At 62.4% G+C, this 15040-nt stretch carries 13 protein-coding genes and 2 rRNA genes; 2 read left to right on the forward strand and 13 right to left on the reverse strand.

All coding sequences use genetic code 11. From position 1 onward, the window contains the following. Nucleotides 1–50 precede the first annotated feature (50 nt). The 6 genes from PVZ72_RS21980 to PVZ72_RS22005 form a co-directional block, all read right to left on the reverse strand. Nucleotides 51–2099: an AsmA family protein gene (locus tag PVZ72_RS21980; RefSeq protein WP_273863007.1), complete on the reverse strand. Its 2049-nt coding sequence runs from the start codon at nucleotides 2097–2099 to the stop codon at nucleotides 51–53. Between the two features lie 67 nt (nucleotides 2100–2166). Next, nucleotides 2167–3300 carry an MFS transporter gene (locus tag PVZ72_RS21985; protein WP_273863008.1) on the reverse strand — a complete coding sequence of 378 codons (1134 nt, stop codon included), beginning with the start codon at nucleotides 3298–3300 and terminating at the stop codon, nucleotides 2167–2169. A 20-nt stretch (nucleotides 3301–3320) separates the two neighbouring features. Next, nucleotides 3321–4100 (reverse strand): DeoR/GlpR family DNA-binding transcription regulator, encoded by a 780-nt coding sequence (locus PVZ72_RS21990; RefSeq protein ID WP_273863009.1) that lies wholly within the window; start codon nucleotides 4098–4100, stop codon nucleotides 3321–3323. Nucleotides 4101–4156: 56 nt separating this feature from the next. Beyond that, nucleotides 4157–5047 (reverse strand): EamA family transporter, encoded by an 891-nt coding sequence (locus tag PVZ72_RS21995; protein WP_273863010.1) that lies wholly within the window; start codon nucleotides 5045–5047, stop codon nucleotides 4157–4159. A 143-nt stretch (nucleotides 5048–5190) separates the two neighbouring features. Further along, on the reverse strand, nucleotides 5191–5589 hold the full coding sequence (locus PVZ72_RS22000; RefSeq protein WP_158896396.1) for a DUF3140 domain-containing protein: 399 nt from the start codon (nucleotides 5587–5589) through the stop codon (nucleotides 5191–5193). Next, nucleotides 5586–6104 (reverse strand): hypothetical protein, encoded by a 519-nt coding sequence (locus tag PVZ72_RS22005; RefSeq protein WP_273863011.1) that lies wholly within the window; start codon nucleotides 6102–6104, stop codon nucleotides 5586–5588. Before PVZ72_RS22005 ends, PVZ72_RS22000 begins: the two co-directional genes overlap by 4 nt. Before the next feature lie 123 nt (nucleotides 6105–6227). Here PVZ72_RS22005 and PVZ72_RS22010 point away from each other — a divergent pair, with 123 nt between their 5' ends. Both PVZ72_RS22010 and PVZ72_RS22015 read left to right on the forward strand, forming a co-directional pair. Then, the gene (locus PVZ72_RS22010; protein ID WP_273863012.1) at nucleotides 6228–7163 is read left to right on the forward strand and encodes an alpha/beta hydrolase; all 936 of its coding nucleotides are present in this window, start codon (nucleotides 6228–6230) and stop codon (nucleotides 7161–7163) included. A gap of 120 nt (nucleotides 7164–7283) precedes the next feature. Continuing rightward, nucleotides 7284–7748 (forward strand): hypothetical protein, encoded by a 465-nt coding sequence (locus PVZ72_RS22015; RefSeq protein WP_133862852.1) that lies wholly within the window; start codon nucleotides 7284–7286, stop codon nucleotides 7746–7748. Between the two features lie 46 nt (nucleotides 7749–7794). Here PVZ72_RS22015 and PVZ72_RS22020 read toward each other — a convergent pair whose 3' ends face one another. The 7 genes from PVZ72_RS22020 to PVZ72_RS22050 form a co-directional block, all read right to left on the reverse strand. Then, nucleotides 7795–9084: an MFS transporter gene (locus PVZ72_RS22020; protein WP_273863013.1), complete on the reverse strand. Its 1290-nt coding sequence runs from the start codon at nucleotides 9082–9084 to the stop codon at nucleotides 7795–7797. Nucleotides 9085–9182: 98 nt separating this feature from the next. Beyond that, a complete protein-coding gene (locus tag PVZ72_RS22025; RefSeq protein WP_273863014.1) occupies nucleotides 9183–9641 on the reverse strand; it encodes a DUF3301 domain-containing protein in 459 nt (152 codons plus the stop codon). A gap of 28 nt (nucleotides 9642–9669) precedes the next feature. Next, nucleotides 9670–9849: a hypothetical protein gene (locus PVZ72_RS22030; protein ID WP_037006863.1), complete on the reverse strand. Its 180-nt coding sequence runs from the start codon at nucleotides 9847–9849 to the stop codon at nucleotides 9670–9672. Beyond that, entirely contained in the window at nucleotides 9846–10598 is a 753-nt protein-coding gene (locus PVZ72_RS22035; RefSeq protein ID WP_273863015.1) for a type III pantothenate kinase, read from the reverse strand. Before PVZ72_RS22035 ends, PVZ72_RS22030 begins: the two co-directional genes overlap by 4 nt. Continuing rightward, the gene (gene birA / locus PVZ72_RS22040) at nucleotides 10588–11532 is read right to left on the reverse strand and encodes a bifunctional biotin--[acetyl-CoA-carboxylase] ligase/biotin operon repressor BirA (RefSeq protein ID WP_273863016.1); all 945 of its coding nucleotides are present in this window, start codon (nucleotides 11530–11532) and stop codon (nucleotides 10588–10590) included. Before birA ends, PVZ72_RS22035 begins: the two co-directional genes overlap by 11 nt. Nucleotides 11533–11615: 83 nt before the next feature. Then, nucleotides 11616–11731 (reverse strand): 5S ribosomal RNA (gene rrf / locus PVZ72_RS22045). A 160-nt stretch (nucleotides 11732–11891) separates the two neighbouring features. Beyond that, nucleotides 11892–14784 (reverse strand): 23S ribosomal RNA (locus PVZ72_RS22050). Nucleotides 14785–15040: the final 256 nt, after the last annotated feature.

Here is a 15040-nt window from a genome sequence, read left to right on the forward strand (position 1 = left end):
CGCCGAACGGTCGTCTGTCAAGTACCGCGAACCGGCTCTGGCGCACGAGCTCAACGCCCTGCCCGCATCTGCTGCAACAGGGCGCTGCACTGGGCGCCCTGCTCGTTGCTGGGCGCCACCAGTGCCAGCAGACCGGCGGCCGGCGCTGCGAAGGTGGCGAGCAGTGCCGCCGCCGCGCCGCGGGCCGCCAATGGCAATGCCTTGACCCCCGGCGAGGGACTCTTCAGGGTGCCGCGCACATAGAGCGGCGAGCGCAGCGAGAAGATGCGCAGGCCCTTGCTGTGCGGATCGACGGTAAGATCCAGGCGCTCGCTCGCCAGGTTGATGGTGCCGGTGATGTTGATCAGGGCGTTTTCGGTGTCGAGCACGAAGACCTGGGGCTGCACCAGGCCCTTCTTGAAGTCGAGGTCGGCGACCGCACAGTTGATTTCCACCTCGTCATCGCCGAACAGCCGATCGACCAGGTAGTTGCCGACATTGAGTCCGGCCAGCTCCATCAGGCTGCGGCTGATACGGCCGTCGTTCATCAGCAGCTTGAGTTCGCCGTTGCTGGTGCCAAGCAGCGCCGCCACCGAGTTGCCGGTGCCACTCAGGGTGGCATCGCCATTGAGCTCGCCCATGCTGCGCTTCATGGCCTCCACGGTGGGGAACAGCTGGTTCAGCTTGACCCGCCGCACGTGCAGATCGACCCGCCCCTGCAGCGGCGTCTTGTCGCCTTCCAGGCGCACCGTGGTGTTCAGATCGCCCCCGGCCACGCCGAAGCGCAGGGGATCGAGCAGCAGCACCCCATCGGTCAGGCGCACATGGGTATTCAGATCGGTGATCGGCAGCTGCGCGTTCTGCACGATGCGCTTGCCGGTGAAGCGCACATCGGCATCCATGGCGCGCCAGCGCTCGGTGCGGAATTCGGAGACCGGCAGCGCCTTGTCCGCCGGCTGCTGGCTGGTCTCGCCCTTGGCCACCTGCTGCTCCTTGGTATCGGCACCGATCAGCGGGGCCAGGTCCTCGAACAGCAACTGATCGGAGCGCAGGGTGCCACTGAGCTTGGGTCGCGGCTTGCCGCCGGTGAACAGCACCTCGCCATGCAGATCGCTCTTGCCGACCCGGCCATTGAAGTCTTCATAGCTGAAGCGGGCGCCCGCCGGATCGTTGAGCTTGACCGTGAGATGGCCGTCGGTGGCATAGGGTGCCGTCTCCGGCAGGGTGACCCCGGTCAGCGGATAAAGCTGCGCCAGGCTCTTGCCTTCCAGCACCAGGTGCAGATCCAGGGCGCCCAGGCGCCGCGGATCGGTCAGGGTGCCAAAGACCTGGACACGGGTTTCGCCCGCCCGGGCATCGAGCTGGATGGGGAAAGGCACATCGGCGTCCTGCAGCGCCAGCAGGCCACCGATCTGGCCACGGCCACTGACCGGCACCTGCTTATAGCTGCCCTCTACCGCCAGGGCGAACTGGAAGGGCTGGGTCTGCCTGACGTTGGAGCGCTGGCGCGAAGTGCCCTGCTTGCCCACCAGATCGGCATAGGCGATGGGAGCATCCAGGGAGGTGATCCGCGCGCGCAGCCGGGTAGCGGTCTGGGCATCGTCGAAACCGACCTGGCCGGCGTCGAAGCCGATGGTACCGATGTCGACGGTCCAGGCCGAAGGCTCGGCCTTGGGGTCCTTCTCGGCGGTCGCGAAGGTCCAGCTGTTGCGGCCATCGGCGAGTCGCTGGGCATTGACCACCGGTCCGCTGAGATCGATGCGCGGGATATAGATCTGCTTGGCCAGCAGGGCCAGCGGCGAGATCCGCAACTGCACCCGGTCGAGGTGGACGAACGTCCTTTCCTTCGCCCAATCCGGGTTGCCCAGGGTCAGGTCCTCGGCGGCGATGTGCGGCCAGGGAATCCAGGCGCGCCAACCGCCCTGATCCGGCTCGCGGTGCCAGACCACCCCCAGGTTGCCCTCGATGGCGAAGGGCCGGTGCAGGGCGCTCGACACCTGCTCGTTGAGGGTCGGCTTGAGCCGATTCCAGTCGAAGGTGGCCAGCACCACCACCAGCAGGACGAACAGCAGCAGGATGATTCCCAGCAGCCAGGCGAGGATCTTGCGTGGGCGCGTCATGGCCGCCTCCTTGGATTTCCGTTCCCTCTTGGGTCTGCTCAGCGCAGCGGGGTTCCCTGGACAGCCATCATGCCGTGCGTTGGTGCAGGGCGAGCAGTGCCACCGCCACCCCGATCAGGGTCAGCAGCAGCAGACTGCCACGCAGGCCCACCTGCCCCGCCACGGCGCCGATCAGCGGTGGGCCGAGCAGGAAACCGAGATAGCCGGCCGTGGCGGTCATGGCGATACCCGCAGCCGGCGTCTCGGCCACCTGGCCAGAGGCGCTGAAGGCTGCGGGCACCACATTGGACAGCCCCAGGCCGACCAGCGCGAAGCCCAGGATCGCGGTCCAGGGCGCCGGCAGAAGGACCGCCAGCGCCAGTCCCAGGGTCGCCAGCAGGGCCCCGCCAACGATCACCTGGGGACCACCGAAGCGGCCGCGGATACCGTCGCCGAACAGCCGTCCCACCAGCATGGTCAGCGAAAAGGCCGCATAGCCCAGGGTCGCCACCACCGGACTCGCGCCGCCCACCTGGCCCAGGTAGACGGCGCTCCAGTCGGTCATGGCGCCCTCCAGCATCAGGCAGCCCAGGGCGATCAGTCCCAGCGCCAGGACCCGCCGATCCGGCAGCCGCAGGGCCTGACTCACCGGACTGCGATCACCTTCGTCCAGGGCCAGGGCGGCGGGCAGCGCCAGCAGCAGCGCCACCAGGGCAGCAGTCAGCAGCACCGCCAGCGCCGAGGCGCCCAGGTGCAGCACCAGCGCCCCCAGGCCGGCGCCGAGAAATCCGCCCAGGCTGAAGGCGGCGTGGAAGGACGACATCAGCGGGCCGTTCCAGCGGCTTTCGACATCGCTGGCATGGGCGTTCATGGCCACGTCGATCAGCCCGTTACAGGCGCCGAGCAGCAGCGCGCAGGGCAGCAGCCAGCCCAGGGACGGTGCCACCCCGGGCCAGCTCAGCACCAGCACGAAGGCCAGGATGCTCAGGCGGGTGAGGCGTCCGGTCCCGCCCAGGCGCGGCACCAGCACCCCGGCGAAGGGCATGGTCAGCAGGGCGCCCAAGGCGACCGCCAGCAGCACCAGACTCAACTGACCGTCGCCCAGCAGCAGATCGCGCTTGAGTTCGGGAATGGCCGCCGCCCAGCCGCCGATTCCGCAACCGTTGGCGAGAAAGACGGTAAAGGTGGCGCGGCGTTGGCGCCGCAATACGGCAGAAGTCATGGCGATCCTTGGACGCGAGTCTAGCGATCGAGCGAATGCAGCTGCAGCCCGGCGTCACGATAGGGCTGCAGGCGCTCCTCGCTCAGCCCCGGTTCCAGCACCAGATGGTTCAGCTGATCGAGTCGGAGCACGTGATAGAAGGCCACGCTGTCGAGCTTCTCGGCGGTCACCGCGACGGCGACCTGGCTGCTCTGCTCGGCCACGGCCACCTTGAATTCGGCTTCTTCCAGGTCGAAGCCGGTCACGCCGGTCTCCACCGCCAGGGCGCAGGTCCCGAGAAAGGCCAGGTCGGCGCGCACGCCACGCAGGTCACGCAGCGCCCGGGCGCCCAGGCAGGCACCCGACTCCGGCGTGGCCAGGCCGCCGATCATCAACACCCGGATCCCCGGGCGCTGCAGCAGTGCCGCGGCGATCACCGGTGCATTGGTGGCCACGGTCAGGTCGAGATCCGTGGGCAGCGCCTGGGCGATGGCCAGGTTGGTCGAGCCGGCGTCCAGCAGCAGCAATTGCCCCCGTTGCGCCAGCCTGGCCGCGGCCTGCCCGAGTGTCTGCTTGGCCGCCTCGTCCTGACCGATACGCGCCGGCAGCGCCTCCGGCGGCGTCAGCAGCGAGAGCGCCCCACCGTACACCCGACGGCACAGGCCCTGGCGGGCCAGTTCGCGCAGGTCGCGACGCACGCTGTCTTCGGAAATGCCCCAGGTCGCGGCCAGTTCAGCCGACAGGACCCGGCCCTGTTCGCGCAACAGGGCCAGGATCGCGGCCTGGCGTTCTTCGGGAAGGTGGACGGCTGCTGCATTCATGCTGATACTCCAGGAGGACCAGCACATCATGCACAATCATTTATGATCGTGCAATATCATGCACTGGGCGACGCCTTGCTCCGGGCATCCAGCCAGCGGCCGCCAAAGACATTGATCAACAGCCCGAGCATGACTGCCACGCCGCCCACTTCCTGCTGAACGGTCATCTGCTCACCCAGCAGCACGGCGGCCGAACTCAGCCCCACCACCGGCACCAGCAGCGAAAAGGGCGCCACCTGGCCGGCCGGATAACGCGACAGCAGCCGGCTCCAGATGCCGTAGCCGACCAAGGTGGCGATAAAGGCCAGGTAGACGATGGCAAAGACCGACCCGCCCGACAGCGACGTCAGCGCCGTGGTGATCTGTTGCGGGCCTTCCAGCAGCAGCGAGAGGATGAAGAAGGGAATGGGCGGAATCAGGCTGCCCCAGACCACCAGACCGAGCATGTCCACCTTGCCGATCTTCTTGGTGACGATGTTGCCCAGCCCCCACATGGCCGCCGCCGCCAGGGTCAGCAGGAAACCGGCCAGGGTCATGGTGACGCCATGTTCGGTGCCGATCAGCAGCAGGCCGAGCGCCGCCACCAGCAGCCCGGCCAGACTCGCCCGGCGCACCTTTTCCCCGAGGAAGGTCGCGGCGAAGGCCAGGGTAAAGAAGGCCTGGGCCTGCAAGACCAGCGAGGCCAGGCCCGCCGGCATGCCCACGTACATGGCCGAGAACAGAAAGGCGAACTGGCCCAGGGAAATGGTCAGGCCGTAGGCCAGCAGCAATCGCCAGGAGACCTGGGGGCGGCGCACGAAGAGGATGGCCGGAAAGGCCGCCAGGCAGAATCTCAGGGCTCCCAGCAGCATGGGCGGCACGCCATGCAGGCCAACCTTGATGACCACGAAGTTCACCCCCCAGGCCAGGATGACGACCAGTGCCAGCAACAGATCCCGGGGTGCCATCGACAACTCCTTGAACGCGTTCAGATAGATAGGCGGCTACCCTACTCCTTTGTGTCCGCGCTGCGGCGTCACAGTTGCCCACAAATTCGGCCAGTCACTCTCTGCCAAAGAAAAACCGCAGCCTGGGCTGCGGTTCGTCGGGATCAGGCGCTGCGCTTGTCGCGCAGGGGGTCGTGACCCCAGTTCATCAGCGACTTGCGCCAGCGCGAGTCTTCTATGTCGCCGTCCGGTCGCTGCTTGAGATGGCGATGCACATAGCCGATGACCTTGCGCATGGCCTGGTAGTCATCGTCTTCCAGCTCAGCCTGACGCTTGCCCTTGAGCTCCAGGATGCGTTCGCCCATGGCATGGCCGACCGCCTTGCCATCGTTGGCCGCCGTGACCTTCTTGCCACCCTTGGTCATGCCCACGCCCTTGCTGGTGTCGCCACTGAGCCATTTACGCAGCTGACTCGGGGTCATGTTGACCACCTGCTTGAACTCGCTGCGTACCTCTTTCTTGTCGTCTTTCTTGTCGTCGTTGGAAGCCTTCTTGGTGCTCATTTTTCACCTGCCTTTTGCAACGCCTTGACCAGTTCGTCTTTCTTCATGCGCGAACGCCCCCGCACCTCGCGGCGCGCCGCTCGTTTCATCAGCTCGTCCTTGGTCAGGCCGGCCAGGCCCGACTCACGCGCCGCGGCCGTCTTGCGTGCCACATCGGCGGGTTGCTTGGAATGCTGCTGGCCCCGGCGCGTGTCACGGCGCTTCTTGGCCGTGGTGCGCTGGTACTCTTCCTTGCTCAAGGAGTCCCGGGCCTTTTCCGGCAGATAGCGTTCGCCGGTGTCCTCGGATTTCTTGCCGGAGCGGGTGTCCCACTTCTCGTCGGTCCACTGCTGCAGATGATTGTCCTTGCCCTTGCCGCCCTGGTATTGACCACCGCGCTTCTGGTACTCCTGGGAGGCCAGTTGCGCCTTGCGCGCCGACCACTGACCGGGCTTGCCGCCCTTGTCGCCCTCGGTAATCTCTTTCTTCACCTTTTCCCAGAGCTCGGGATCGCTCTTCTTGGCCGTCGCACTCATGGCTCACCTCGGATTGGGGGTCACTGCAGTCGCTGTCTCTAGGATGACTGTCCAACCGAAACGGGGGTTCTCGCCAGGCGACGGATGCCCCTACCCTGCGTCTTCCGGTATCCAGAGAAAGCCATGTCCCTCGCCACCCTGCTCCGCCGTCGCCTGATCCCGCTGCTCTTCGTCACCCTGCTGGTCGGGGTCGGGGTCCCCTATGGCTGCTCGGAACTGGCCTATCGCGAACGCCAGTGGGTGTTCAGCATTGAACCGGGCAATGCCAGCTGGTTCACCGGCGTGCCGGAAGGCGTCCGCCAGTTCAACCTGCCAGTGCCGGACGGCCTGACCGGCACCGACTACCTGCACGCCTGGTGGTGGCCCGCCCGCCGGCCAGACGCCCCCACCCTTCTCTATCTGCACGGCACCCGCTGGAATCTCACCGCCCAGGTCCGGCGCATCGCCACCCTGCGGCAACTCGGCTATTCGGTGCTGGCCATCGACTATCGCGGCTTTGGCGAAAGTCCGGGCGACGTGCCCTCCGAACGCAGCGTCTACCAGGATGCCCGGGTCGCCTGGAAGTACTTGCAGAGCTTGCAGCCCGATCCCCGCAAGAGATACCTCTATGGCCACTCCCTGGGCGGCGCCGTGGCGGTGGACCTGGCCTGGCGCATCGCCCGCGACGGGAATCCCACCGGCGACTACCCCGCCGCGGCCGGTCTGATCATCGAGTCCACCTTCACCACCCTGGCCGATGCCGCCACGGCAGTGGTCGACACCCGCTTTCCCCTGCGCTGGCTGATGTCGGAGAAATTCGATTCCCTGGACAAGATCCCGGACATCCATATCCCGGTGCTCATCGTCCACGGCAGCGACGATCGCTATGTCCCTCCTCGCTTCAGCGAAGCCCTCTATGCGGCGGCCCGGCCGCCCAAGCGCCTGCTGCTGATCCCCGGTGGGACTCACTCCAACAGCATGGTGATAGGCACGCGCGACTACGCTGCCGCCTTGCGCGAACTGTTCGGCGGCGCTCAACTGAGTGAAGCGGAAAAGGGGCAATCATCGACGGGAAGCTAGAGACTTTCTGAAAGGCATCGACGGCGCTGATAGTCACTATCTGGCCAGTCTATTTTTTCTGGGCGGTCCTGCTCGGGATACTGAACGCACTCCAGCACAGTTTCCCCAGAGGACACCACCATGAACCTGCGTATCGCCTTCGGTTTCGCCCTGACCGCCCTGGCTCTGAACACCTTCGCCCAGGACTTCGCCTTCACCCCGAACGCTGCCACCCAGATCGCCGAGGAATCCAGCCAACGCCCACTGGGCCAGCTGATCAAGCAACAGCAGCAGCGCCTGCAGCAACGTACCCTGGCCGAAGAATCCAGCCTGCGTCCCCTGGGTGGGGTCATCAAGCAGCAGCAACGCCAGCTGCAGGAACGTCGGATCGCCGAGGAATCCAGCCTGCGCCCCCTGGGACAGGTGATCGAAGACCAGCAACAGCGTCTCGGTGACGATGCAGTGGCCGAGGAATCCAGCCAGCGCCCCATGGGTCGGCTGATCGACCGCCAGCAGCATCGCCTGCAGGATGACGCCCTGGCCGAAAATGGCTCGGCCCAGACCCTCGACCGCCTGATCAGGGCCGGCCAGACCCGTCAGGCCTGAGCCCTACCCGTCCCTTCCTGCCCGGCCTTGCGCCGGGCTCGCCTAATCAGGTCTTCTCGCTACCCGGCCCAATGCTGGCGGGGGCCTCCACCACCATCTCCTGCGGCACCTCGTCGATGCGCGGATCCAGCGCCGCTGCCATCGGACTGACGGAATCCGGCATGGCCACGTGATGCAACGGTGCCGCGTCCAGCCGGTGCTCGCCACTGACGAACCGGGGCTGCACGAAGACGATCAGGATCAGCGCATAGGCCGAGGTCAGCACATAGAAGGTGCCGGGGCCGAAATGCTCCATCGCCGCACCGGCCAGCAGCGGCCCGATACAGGCACCGACGCCATAGGTGGTCAGCAGCATCGCCGACAATTCCACGCGCCGCTCGGGCTCGACGTGGTCGTTGGCGAAGGCCGTGGCCAGCGGGTAGAGGGTGAACAGCAGCATTCCCGAGACGAAGCCCGCGGCTAGCAGCCAGGGATAGGGCAAGCTGATCAGCCCCCAAAGCGGCACCGCCGCCAGGCACAGCAACACCGCATTGGCGCGGATCAGCTTGCAGCGATCGAGGCGATCCGACAGCCAGCCCAGCGGCCACTGGGCACAGAAGCCCGCGACGATGCACAACCCCACATAGAAGCTCGACTGCGCCGTATCCAGGCCACTGCGACTGGCGAATACCGGCGCCAGGCCATAGAAGCCGCCCACCAGCAGGCCCGCGGTAAAGATGGTGACCAGCGACTGGGGTACCCGCTGCCAGAAGAAACGGATCTCCAGCGGCGCCGCCACCAGCTTGGCCGGGTGCACCCGGCGGGTCATGGCCAGGGGAATCAGGCAGGAGGCGAAGCAGATGGCGACCAGCAGCAGCGGCTTGTAGTCGAGTTGCGGATGCCAGGCCAGTAGCGCCTGACCGATCACCAGCCCCAGGTCCACCGCCACCATGTAGCCGGCGAACACCTTGCCGCGCTGATGATTCTCCGCCTGCTCGTTGAGCCAGCTCTCGATCACCATGTACTGATTCATCATCACCACGCCCATGACGAATCTCAGCGCGATCCAGACGTTCAGGTCATCGATCAGGGCGTGGATGAGCACCGTGACCGTCGCCGCACCGGCGCAGGCCACATAGGAACGGATATGGCCGACGCTGGCGATCAGCCGATGGCCGAACTTGCCGCCGCACACCAGTCCGAAGTAGTAGGCCGCCATCAGGGCGCCGGTCCACAGATCCCCCGCCCCCTCGCCGGTCAGTCTCAGACCGATATAGGTGGTGAAGAGGCCGGAGCCGGCCAGCATAAGGAGAGTGGCGAAATAGAGTGCAGGAAAGGTAAAGAGAGGGCTGAACATCAGGGATCACATGAAAAGAAGCGGAAAGCCGGAACGGACCAGCCGGAGCTGATCGTCGGGACTACGGAAGGAAAAGCTTTAGGAGATAGCGCCGGAAATCACTCCGGCTCTTGGCGCCTGCTGGTCTCGGTACGCTGGCGCTGCCGCCATTGATCCAGATAGACCACCTGCCCGTGTTCGGGCTTGGCCTGATAGGCAGGGGCCGAAGCCACCACCGAATCTGCCGCCGGGCGCTCGACCTCGGGTACCAGGAAGGGCGCGAACTCGACCTTGGCCAGGGTCTTGCCGAACAGGGCCAGAGAGGCATCGAGCCGCTCTTCGCCCGTCACGGTGAACTCGAAGGCGAACAACCGCGCCAGGCGCTTGCGCCCCTTGGCATCGGCCAGCCAGCGAAAGCGGGAAAAGGCCACGGCGCCATCGAGCAGCATGACCTTGCGGCGACGACACTCCTGCTCGGCCAGCAACAGCGCCCGTTCGCGAATGCCGTGGGCGTGCCAGAACCACAGGCCAATGCCGACTGCGCCCAGCAACAGGCAGAGATTACCTAGCGTCAGCATCTTCGCTCCTCATCGAAGGGTACCGCCGTCACTGACGCCGTGCAGCGTCACCAGATGCCGTCTCGTTCAACAGGCGAATGTTTTCACGCTCGCCTTTGTACAGCGCCAGAGGGGCGATTTCCTTACCCAGCAATGGCACCTGCTGTTGGTGCCATATGTAGTAGAAAACGTTCAGTACCACCAATAGCAGAAACAACCAACGCATCATTCGTTCTCGAGCGGACACGCCAAAGCCAATCCAGCAAACACCATATCGGGCACGATTCGCGCGCCCGGAACGACATGTTTGACCAGTTCCGCGTCACCCCCGGTCAGAAAGATCTCGCAACCTTCGGCGAACATCTCCTGAGCCAGTTCGTACTGGGTACGGACGAATCCCTTGAGCATGTACAGACACCCACGCTCCACGGCCTCGCTGGTCGTGCGTCCTGGCGCCTCGTAGCGTTCACCACTGGCCCAATGTGGATCGTAGCGGATCCGCCGGGTATGGGTCTGCAGTTCCCGACGCATCAACGGAATCCCCGGACAGATGAACCCTCCCTGATGCTCGCCCTGGGCGTCGACCAGATCGGCCGTGACCGCGGTGCCCAGATCCAGAACCACGCACGCCTTGCCCTCGGCCAGCCGTACCGCGGCCAGGATCACCAGCCAGCGATCCATGCCCAGGCGCTGATAATCACGATAGCCATTACGTACGCCATTCCAGGCCTCGACCGGGACAGCCTGGTGACAGGGAATGCCGAAGGTAGCGGTCAGCCGCTCCTTGAGCTCCTGGGTCTCTTCGTCGCTGCGCACGCTGACCAGGCGACAAGCCGCCAGTGGCGGTGTATCGGGCTGGGACAACGCAGCCACCAGGGCCTCGTCGCTGTCGACAATGCCCGTAGCGGCCACTTCGGCGCCGGCGGCAAGCAGCCGCCACTTGATCAGGCTGTTACCGCAATCGAGTTCAAGAATCATGATCTAGGCTCAGGCTCAATTCGCCACCGCTGAAAGCCTGTGTCTGACCGTCTACATGCATGAGGATAGCCCCATCTTCGGCAACTCCTGCCACTGTGCCCTGAATACAGCGAACCCCCGAAGACAGGGTTACCGCTCGACCTTGCCAGCCATGATAACGCTCCCACTCGTCGCGCAGGGCGGCGAATCCGGCCTGGCGGTGAATCTGCCACAGGTTATCGATCTCCCGGAGCATCAGGCTGGCAACCTGGTTGCGATCCTGCAGACCACCCAGGGCTTCGGCCATGGAGATCCAGGGCTGATCGATGTTGTCGGCCAGACGCATGTTGACGTTTATACCGATGCCGATGATGGCCTGACAGACGTCCTGCGGATCACCCGACAATTCGATGAGGATGCCGGCCAGCTTGCGGCCACGCACCAGGACGTCGTTGGGCCACTTCAGGCAGGCATCCTCGACGCTCAACTGTTGCAGCGTCCTGATGACCGCCAGGCCCATGGTCAGGCTCAGGGCCTGCAGCTTCTGGATCCCGCCCTGACTGGATACCACGGCGGTGAGATAAAGATTCTTGCCATAGGGACTGACCCAGGCGCGCCCACGACGGCCGCGGCCAGCCTGCTGATGCTCGGCCAGCAAGGCGAATGGAGGCAATTGCTGATGCAGACGCCGTTGCGCTTCGGCATTGGTGGAGTCGATGGAAGCCAGGACCGCTACCGGCCAACCGCCCTCCTGGGCGATCCGCTCGGCATCGAGCAGCGACAGGGGCTCTTCCAGGCGGTAACCCCGGCCCGGCACCTTGAACACCTCGACGCCCAAGTCATCTTCCAGCGTCTTCAGCCGCTTCCAGATGGCACTTCTGGAGACGCCCAAGGCCTCACCAAGCTCGACGCCGGAATGAAATTTTCCATCACTCAGCAGTTTCAGCAACGGCATTCCCAGACTCCGTTCGACTTTCTTTCGCCCCAAAGACAACACCCCCGCCAGAGTGAACTGAGCGGGGGTGCTGGGTGTTAGGCGCTTGACGATGACCTACTCTCACATGGGGAAACCCCACACTACCATCGGCGATGCATCGTTTCACTTCTGAGTTCGGGAAGGGATCAGGTGGTTCCAATGCTCTATGTTCGTCAAGCAATTCGGTTGGCTGACCAGGCGATGAGGCTGCCTGGCTGGCCCAATTGGGTCTGTGATCGAAGTAGACAACTCGTCTTTGGGGTCTTGCGAACCCACGCGCCTGTTTTCGGCGTCGTCTTCCTCACGCTCTGACCACGGTCAGATTGTTTGGGTGTTATATGGTCAAGCCTCACGGGCAATTAGTATCGGTTAGCTCAACGCCTCACAGCGCTTACACACCCGACCTATCAACGTCGTAGTCTTCGACGGCCCTTCAGGAAGCTCAAGGCTCCAGTGAGATCTCATCTTGAGGCAAGTTTCCCGCTTAGATGCTTTCAGCGGTTATCTCTTCCGAACGTAGCTACCCGGCAATGCCACTGGCGTGACAACCGGAACACCAGAGGTTCGTCCACTCCGGTCCTCTCGTACTAGGAGCAGCCCCTCTCAAATCTCAAACGTCCACGGCAGATAGGGACCGAACTGTCTCACGACGTTCTAAACCCAGCTCGCGTACCACTTTAAATGGCGAACAGCCATACCCTTGGGACCGGCTTCAGCCCCAGGATGTGATGAGCCGACATCGAGGTGCCAAACACCGCCGTCGATATGAACTCTTGGGCGGTATCAGCCTGTTATCCCCGGAGTACCTTTTATCCGTTGAGCGATGGCCCTTCCATACAGAACCACCGGATCACTAAGACCTACTTTCGTACCTGCTCGACGTGTCTGTCTCGCAGTCAAGCGCGCTTTTGCCTTTATACTCTACGACCGATTTCCGACCGGTCTGAGCGCACCTTCGTACTCCTCCGTTACTCTTTAGGAGGAGACCGCCCCAGTCAAACTGCCCACCATACACTGTCCTCGATCCGGATAACGGACCAGAGTTAGAACCTCAAGATTGCCAGGGTGGTATTTCAAGGATGGCTCCACGCAGACTGGCGTCCACGCTTCAAAGCCTCCCACCTATCCTACACAAGCAAGCTCAAAGTCCAGTGCAAAGCTACAGTAAAGGTTCACGGGGTCTTTCCGTCTAGCCGCGGATACACTGCATCTTCACAGCGATTTCAATTTCACTGAGTCTCGGGTGGAGACAGCGCCGCCATCGTTACGCCATTCGTGCAGGTCGGAACTTACCCGACAAGGAATTTCGCTACCTTAGGACCGTTATAGTTACGGCCGCCGTTTACCGGGGCTTCGATCAAGAGCTTCGCTTGCGCTAACCCCATCAATTAACCTTCCGGCACCGGGCAGGCGTCACACCCTATACGTCCACTTTCGTGTTTGCAGAGTGCTGTGTTTTTAATAAACAGTCGCAGCGGCCTGGTATCTTCGACCGGCATGAGCTTACGGGGTAAACCCTTCACCCTCACCGGCGCACCTTCTCCCGAAGTTACGGTGCCATTTTGCCTAGTTCCTTCACCCGAGTTCTCTCAAGCGCCTTGGTATTCTCTACCCGACCACCTGTGTCGGTTTGGGGTACGGTTCCTAGTTACCTGAAGCTTAGAGGCTTTTCCTGGAAGCATGGCATCAACCACTTCTCCTTCTAAAAGAAGGATCGTCATCAGCTCTCGGCCTTAACTGTCCGGATTTACCTAAACAGTCAGCCTACCACCTTAAACTTGGACAACCAACGCCAAGCTGGCCTAGCCTTCTCCGTCCCCCCATCGCAGTAACTAGAAGTACGGGAATATTAACCCGTTTCCCATCGACTACGCCTTTCAGCCTCGCCTTAGGGACCGACTCACCCTGCGTCGATTAACGTTGCGCAGGAACCCTTGGTCTTTCGGCGTGCGAGTTTTTCACTCGCATTGTCGTTACTCATGTCAGCATTCGCACTTCTGATACCTCCAGCAAGCTTCTCAACTCACCTTCACAGGCTTACAGAACGCTCCTCTACCGCATCACCAAAGGTGATACCCGTAGCTTCGGTGCCTGGTTTGAGCCCCGTTACATCTTCCGCGCAGGCCGACTCGACTAGTGAGCTATTACGCTTTCTTTAAAGGGTGGCTGCTTCTAAGCCAACCTCCTAGCTGTCTAAGCCTTCCCACATCGTTTACCACTTAACCAGGACTTTGGGACCTTAGCTGACGGTCTGGGTTGTTTCCCTTTTCACGACGGACGTTAGCACCCGCCGTGTGTCTCCCATGCTCGGCACTTCTGGGTATTCGGAGTTTGCATCGGTTTGGTAAGTCGGGATGACCCCCTAGCCGAAACAGTGCTCTACCCCCCAGAGTGATACATGAGGCGCTACCTAAATAGCTTTCGAGGAGAACCAGCTATCTCCGAGCTTGATTAGCCTTTCACTCCGATCCACAAGTCATCCCCTGCCTTTTCAACGGAAGTGGGTTCGGTCCTCCAGTCAGTGTTACCTAACCTTCAACCTGCTCATGGATAGATCGCCCGGTTTCGGGTCTATTCCCAGCGACTAAACGCCCTATTAAGACTCGCTTTCGCTACGCCTCCCCTATTCGGTTAAGCTCGCCACTGAAAATAAGTCGCTGACCCATTATACAAAAGGTACGCAGTCACCTAACAAAGTAGGCTCCCACTGCTTGTACGCATACGGTTTCAGGTTCTATTTCACTCCCCTCTCCGGGGTTCTTTTCGCCTTTCCCTCACGGTACTGGTTCACTATCGGTCAGTCAGGAGTATTTAGCCTTGGAGGATGGTCCCCCCATATTCAGACAGGGTTTCTCGTGCCCCGTCCTACTCGATTTCATTGATAAGAGCGTTTCGCGTACAGGGCTATCACCCACTATGGCCGCCTTTTCCAAAGCGTTCCGCTACTCTCAAATCAACTTAAGGGCTGGTCCCCGTTCGCTCGCCACTACTAAGGGAATCTCGGTTGATTTCTTTTCCTCAGGGTACTTAGATGTTTCAGTTCCCCTGGTTCGCCTCTTAACCCTATGGATTCAGGTTAAGATACCCAGCTTATGCTAGGTGGGTTTCCCCATTCAGAGATCTCCGGGTCACAGGTCATTTGCCACCTCACCGAAGCTTATCGCAGGCTATCACGTCTTTCATCGCCTCTGACTGCCAAGGCATCCACCGTATGCGCTTCTTCACTTGACCATATAACCCCAAGCAATCTCGCTGGCGTCCAAGGACGCTACCGATCTGCAGGCGTTACATGAGTGAAGACGACATTTCGCCGAAAACTTGCGCTTGAGTTCGCAAGATTTTACCTTGACGACACTAACTGCCAGTGAAAACAGTTAATGCAGTCTACTTCTATCACTTTCCCAATTTTTTAAAGAACAGTTCTGATCAAAGACCAGAAGTCAGCTTTTGTACCCTTCTCATTACCTTTCGGCAGGGAGAAGTCAAA

It is taken from the genome of Pseudomonas sp. LA5 (genome assembly GCF_028640825.1).
In the GTDB taxonomy this organism is placed as follows: domain Bacteria; phylum Pseudomonadota; class Gammaproteobacteria; order Pseudomonadales; family Pseudomonadaceae; genus Chryseomonas; species Chryseomonas aestiva.

What these genes read in the sequence shown, in the direction of transcription:
- PVZ72_RS21980 (WP_273863007.1), bottom strand. Translation starts at nt 2,099, where the DNA reads ATGACGCGCCCACGCAAGATCCTCGCCTGGCTGCTGGGAATCATCCTG.
- PVZ72_RS21985 (WP_273863008.1), bottom strand. Translation starts at nt 3,300, where the DNA reads ATGACTTCTGCCGTATTGCGGCGCCAACGCCGCGCCACCTTTACCGTC.
- PVZ72_RS21990 (WP_273863009.1), bottom strand. Translation starts at nt 4,100, where the DNA reads ATGAATGCAGCAGCCGTCCACCTTCCCGAAGAACGCCAGGCCGCGATC.
- PVZ72_RS21995 (WP_273863010.1), bottom strand. Translation starts at nt 5,047, where the DNA reads ATGGCACCCCGGGATCTGTTGCTGGCACTGGTCGTCATCCTGGCCTGG.
- PVZ72_RS22000 (WP_158896396.1), bottom strand. Translation starts at nt 5,589, where the DNA reads ATGAGCACCAAGAAGGCTTCCAACGACGACAAGAAAGACGACAAGAAA.
- PVZ72_RS22005 (WP_273863011.1), bottom strand. Translation starts at nt 6,104, where the DNA reads ATGAGTGCGACGGCCAAGAAGAGCGATCCCGAGCTCTGGGAAAAGGTG.
- PVZ72_RS22010 (WP_273863012.1), top strand. Translation starts at nt 6,228, where the DNA reads ATGTCCCTCGCCACCCTGCTCCGCCGTCGCCTGATCCCGCTGCTCTTC.
- PVZ72_RS22015 (WP_133862852.1), top strand. Translation starts at nt 7,284, where the DNA reads ATGAACCTGCGTATCGCCTTCGGTTTCGCCCTGACCGCCCTGGCTCTG.
- PVZ72_RS22020 (WP_273863013.1), bottom strand. Translation starts at nt 9,084, where the DNA reads ATGTTCAGCCCTCTCTTTACCTTTCCTGCACTCTATTTCGCCACTCTC.
- PVZ72_RS22025 (WP_273863014.1), bottom strand. Translation starts at nt 9,641, where the DNA reads ATGCTGACGCTAGGTAATCTCTGCCTGTTGCTGGGCGCAGTCGGCATT.
- PVZ72_RS22030 (WP_037006863.1), bottom strand. Translation starts at nt 9,849, where the DNA reads ATGATGCGTTGGTTGTTTCTGCTATTGGTGGTACTGAACGTTTTCTAC.
- PVZ72_RS22035 (WP_273863015.1), bottom strand. Translation starts at nt 10,598, where the DNA reads ATGATTCTTGAACTCGATTGCGGTAACAGCCTGATCAAGTGGCGGCTG.
- birA (WP_273863016.1), bottom strand. Translation starts at nt 11,532, where the DNA reads ATGCCGTTGCTGAAACTGCTGAGTGATGGAAAATTTCATTCCGGCGTC.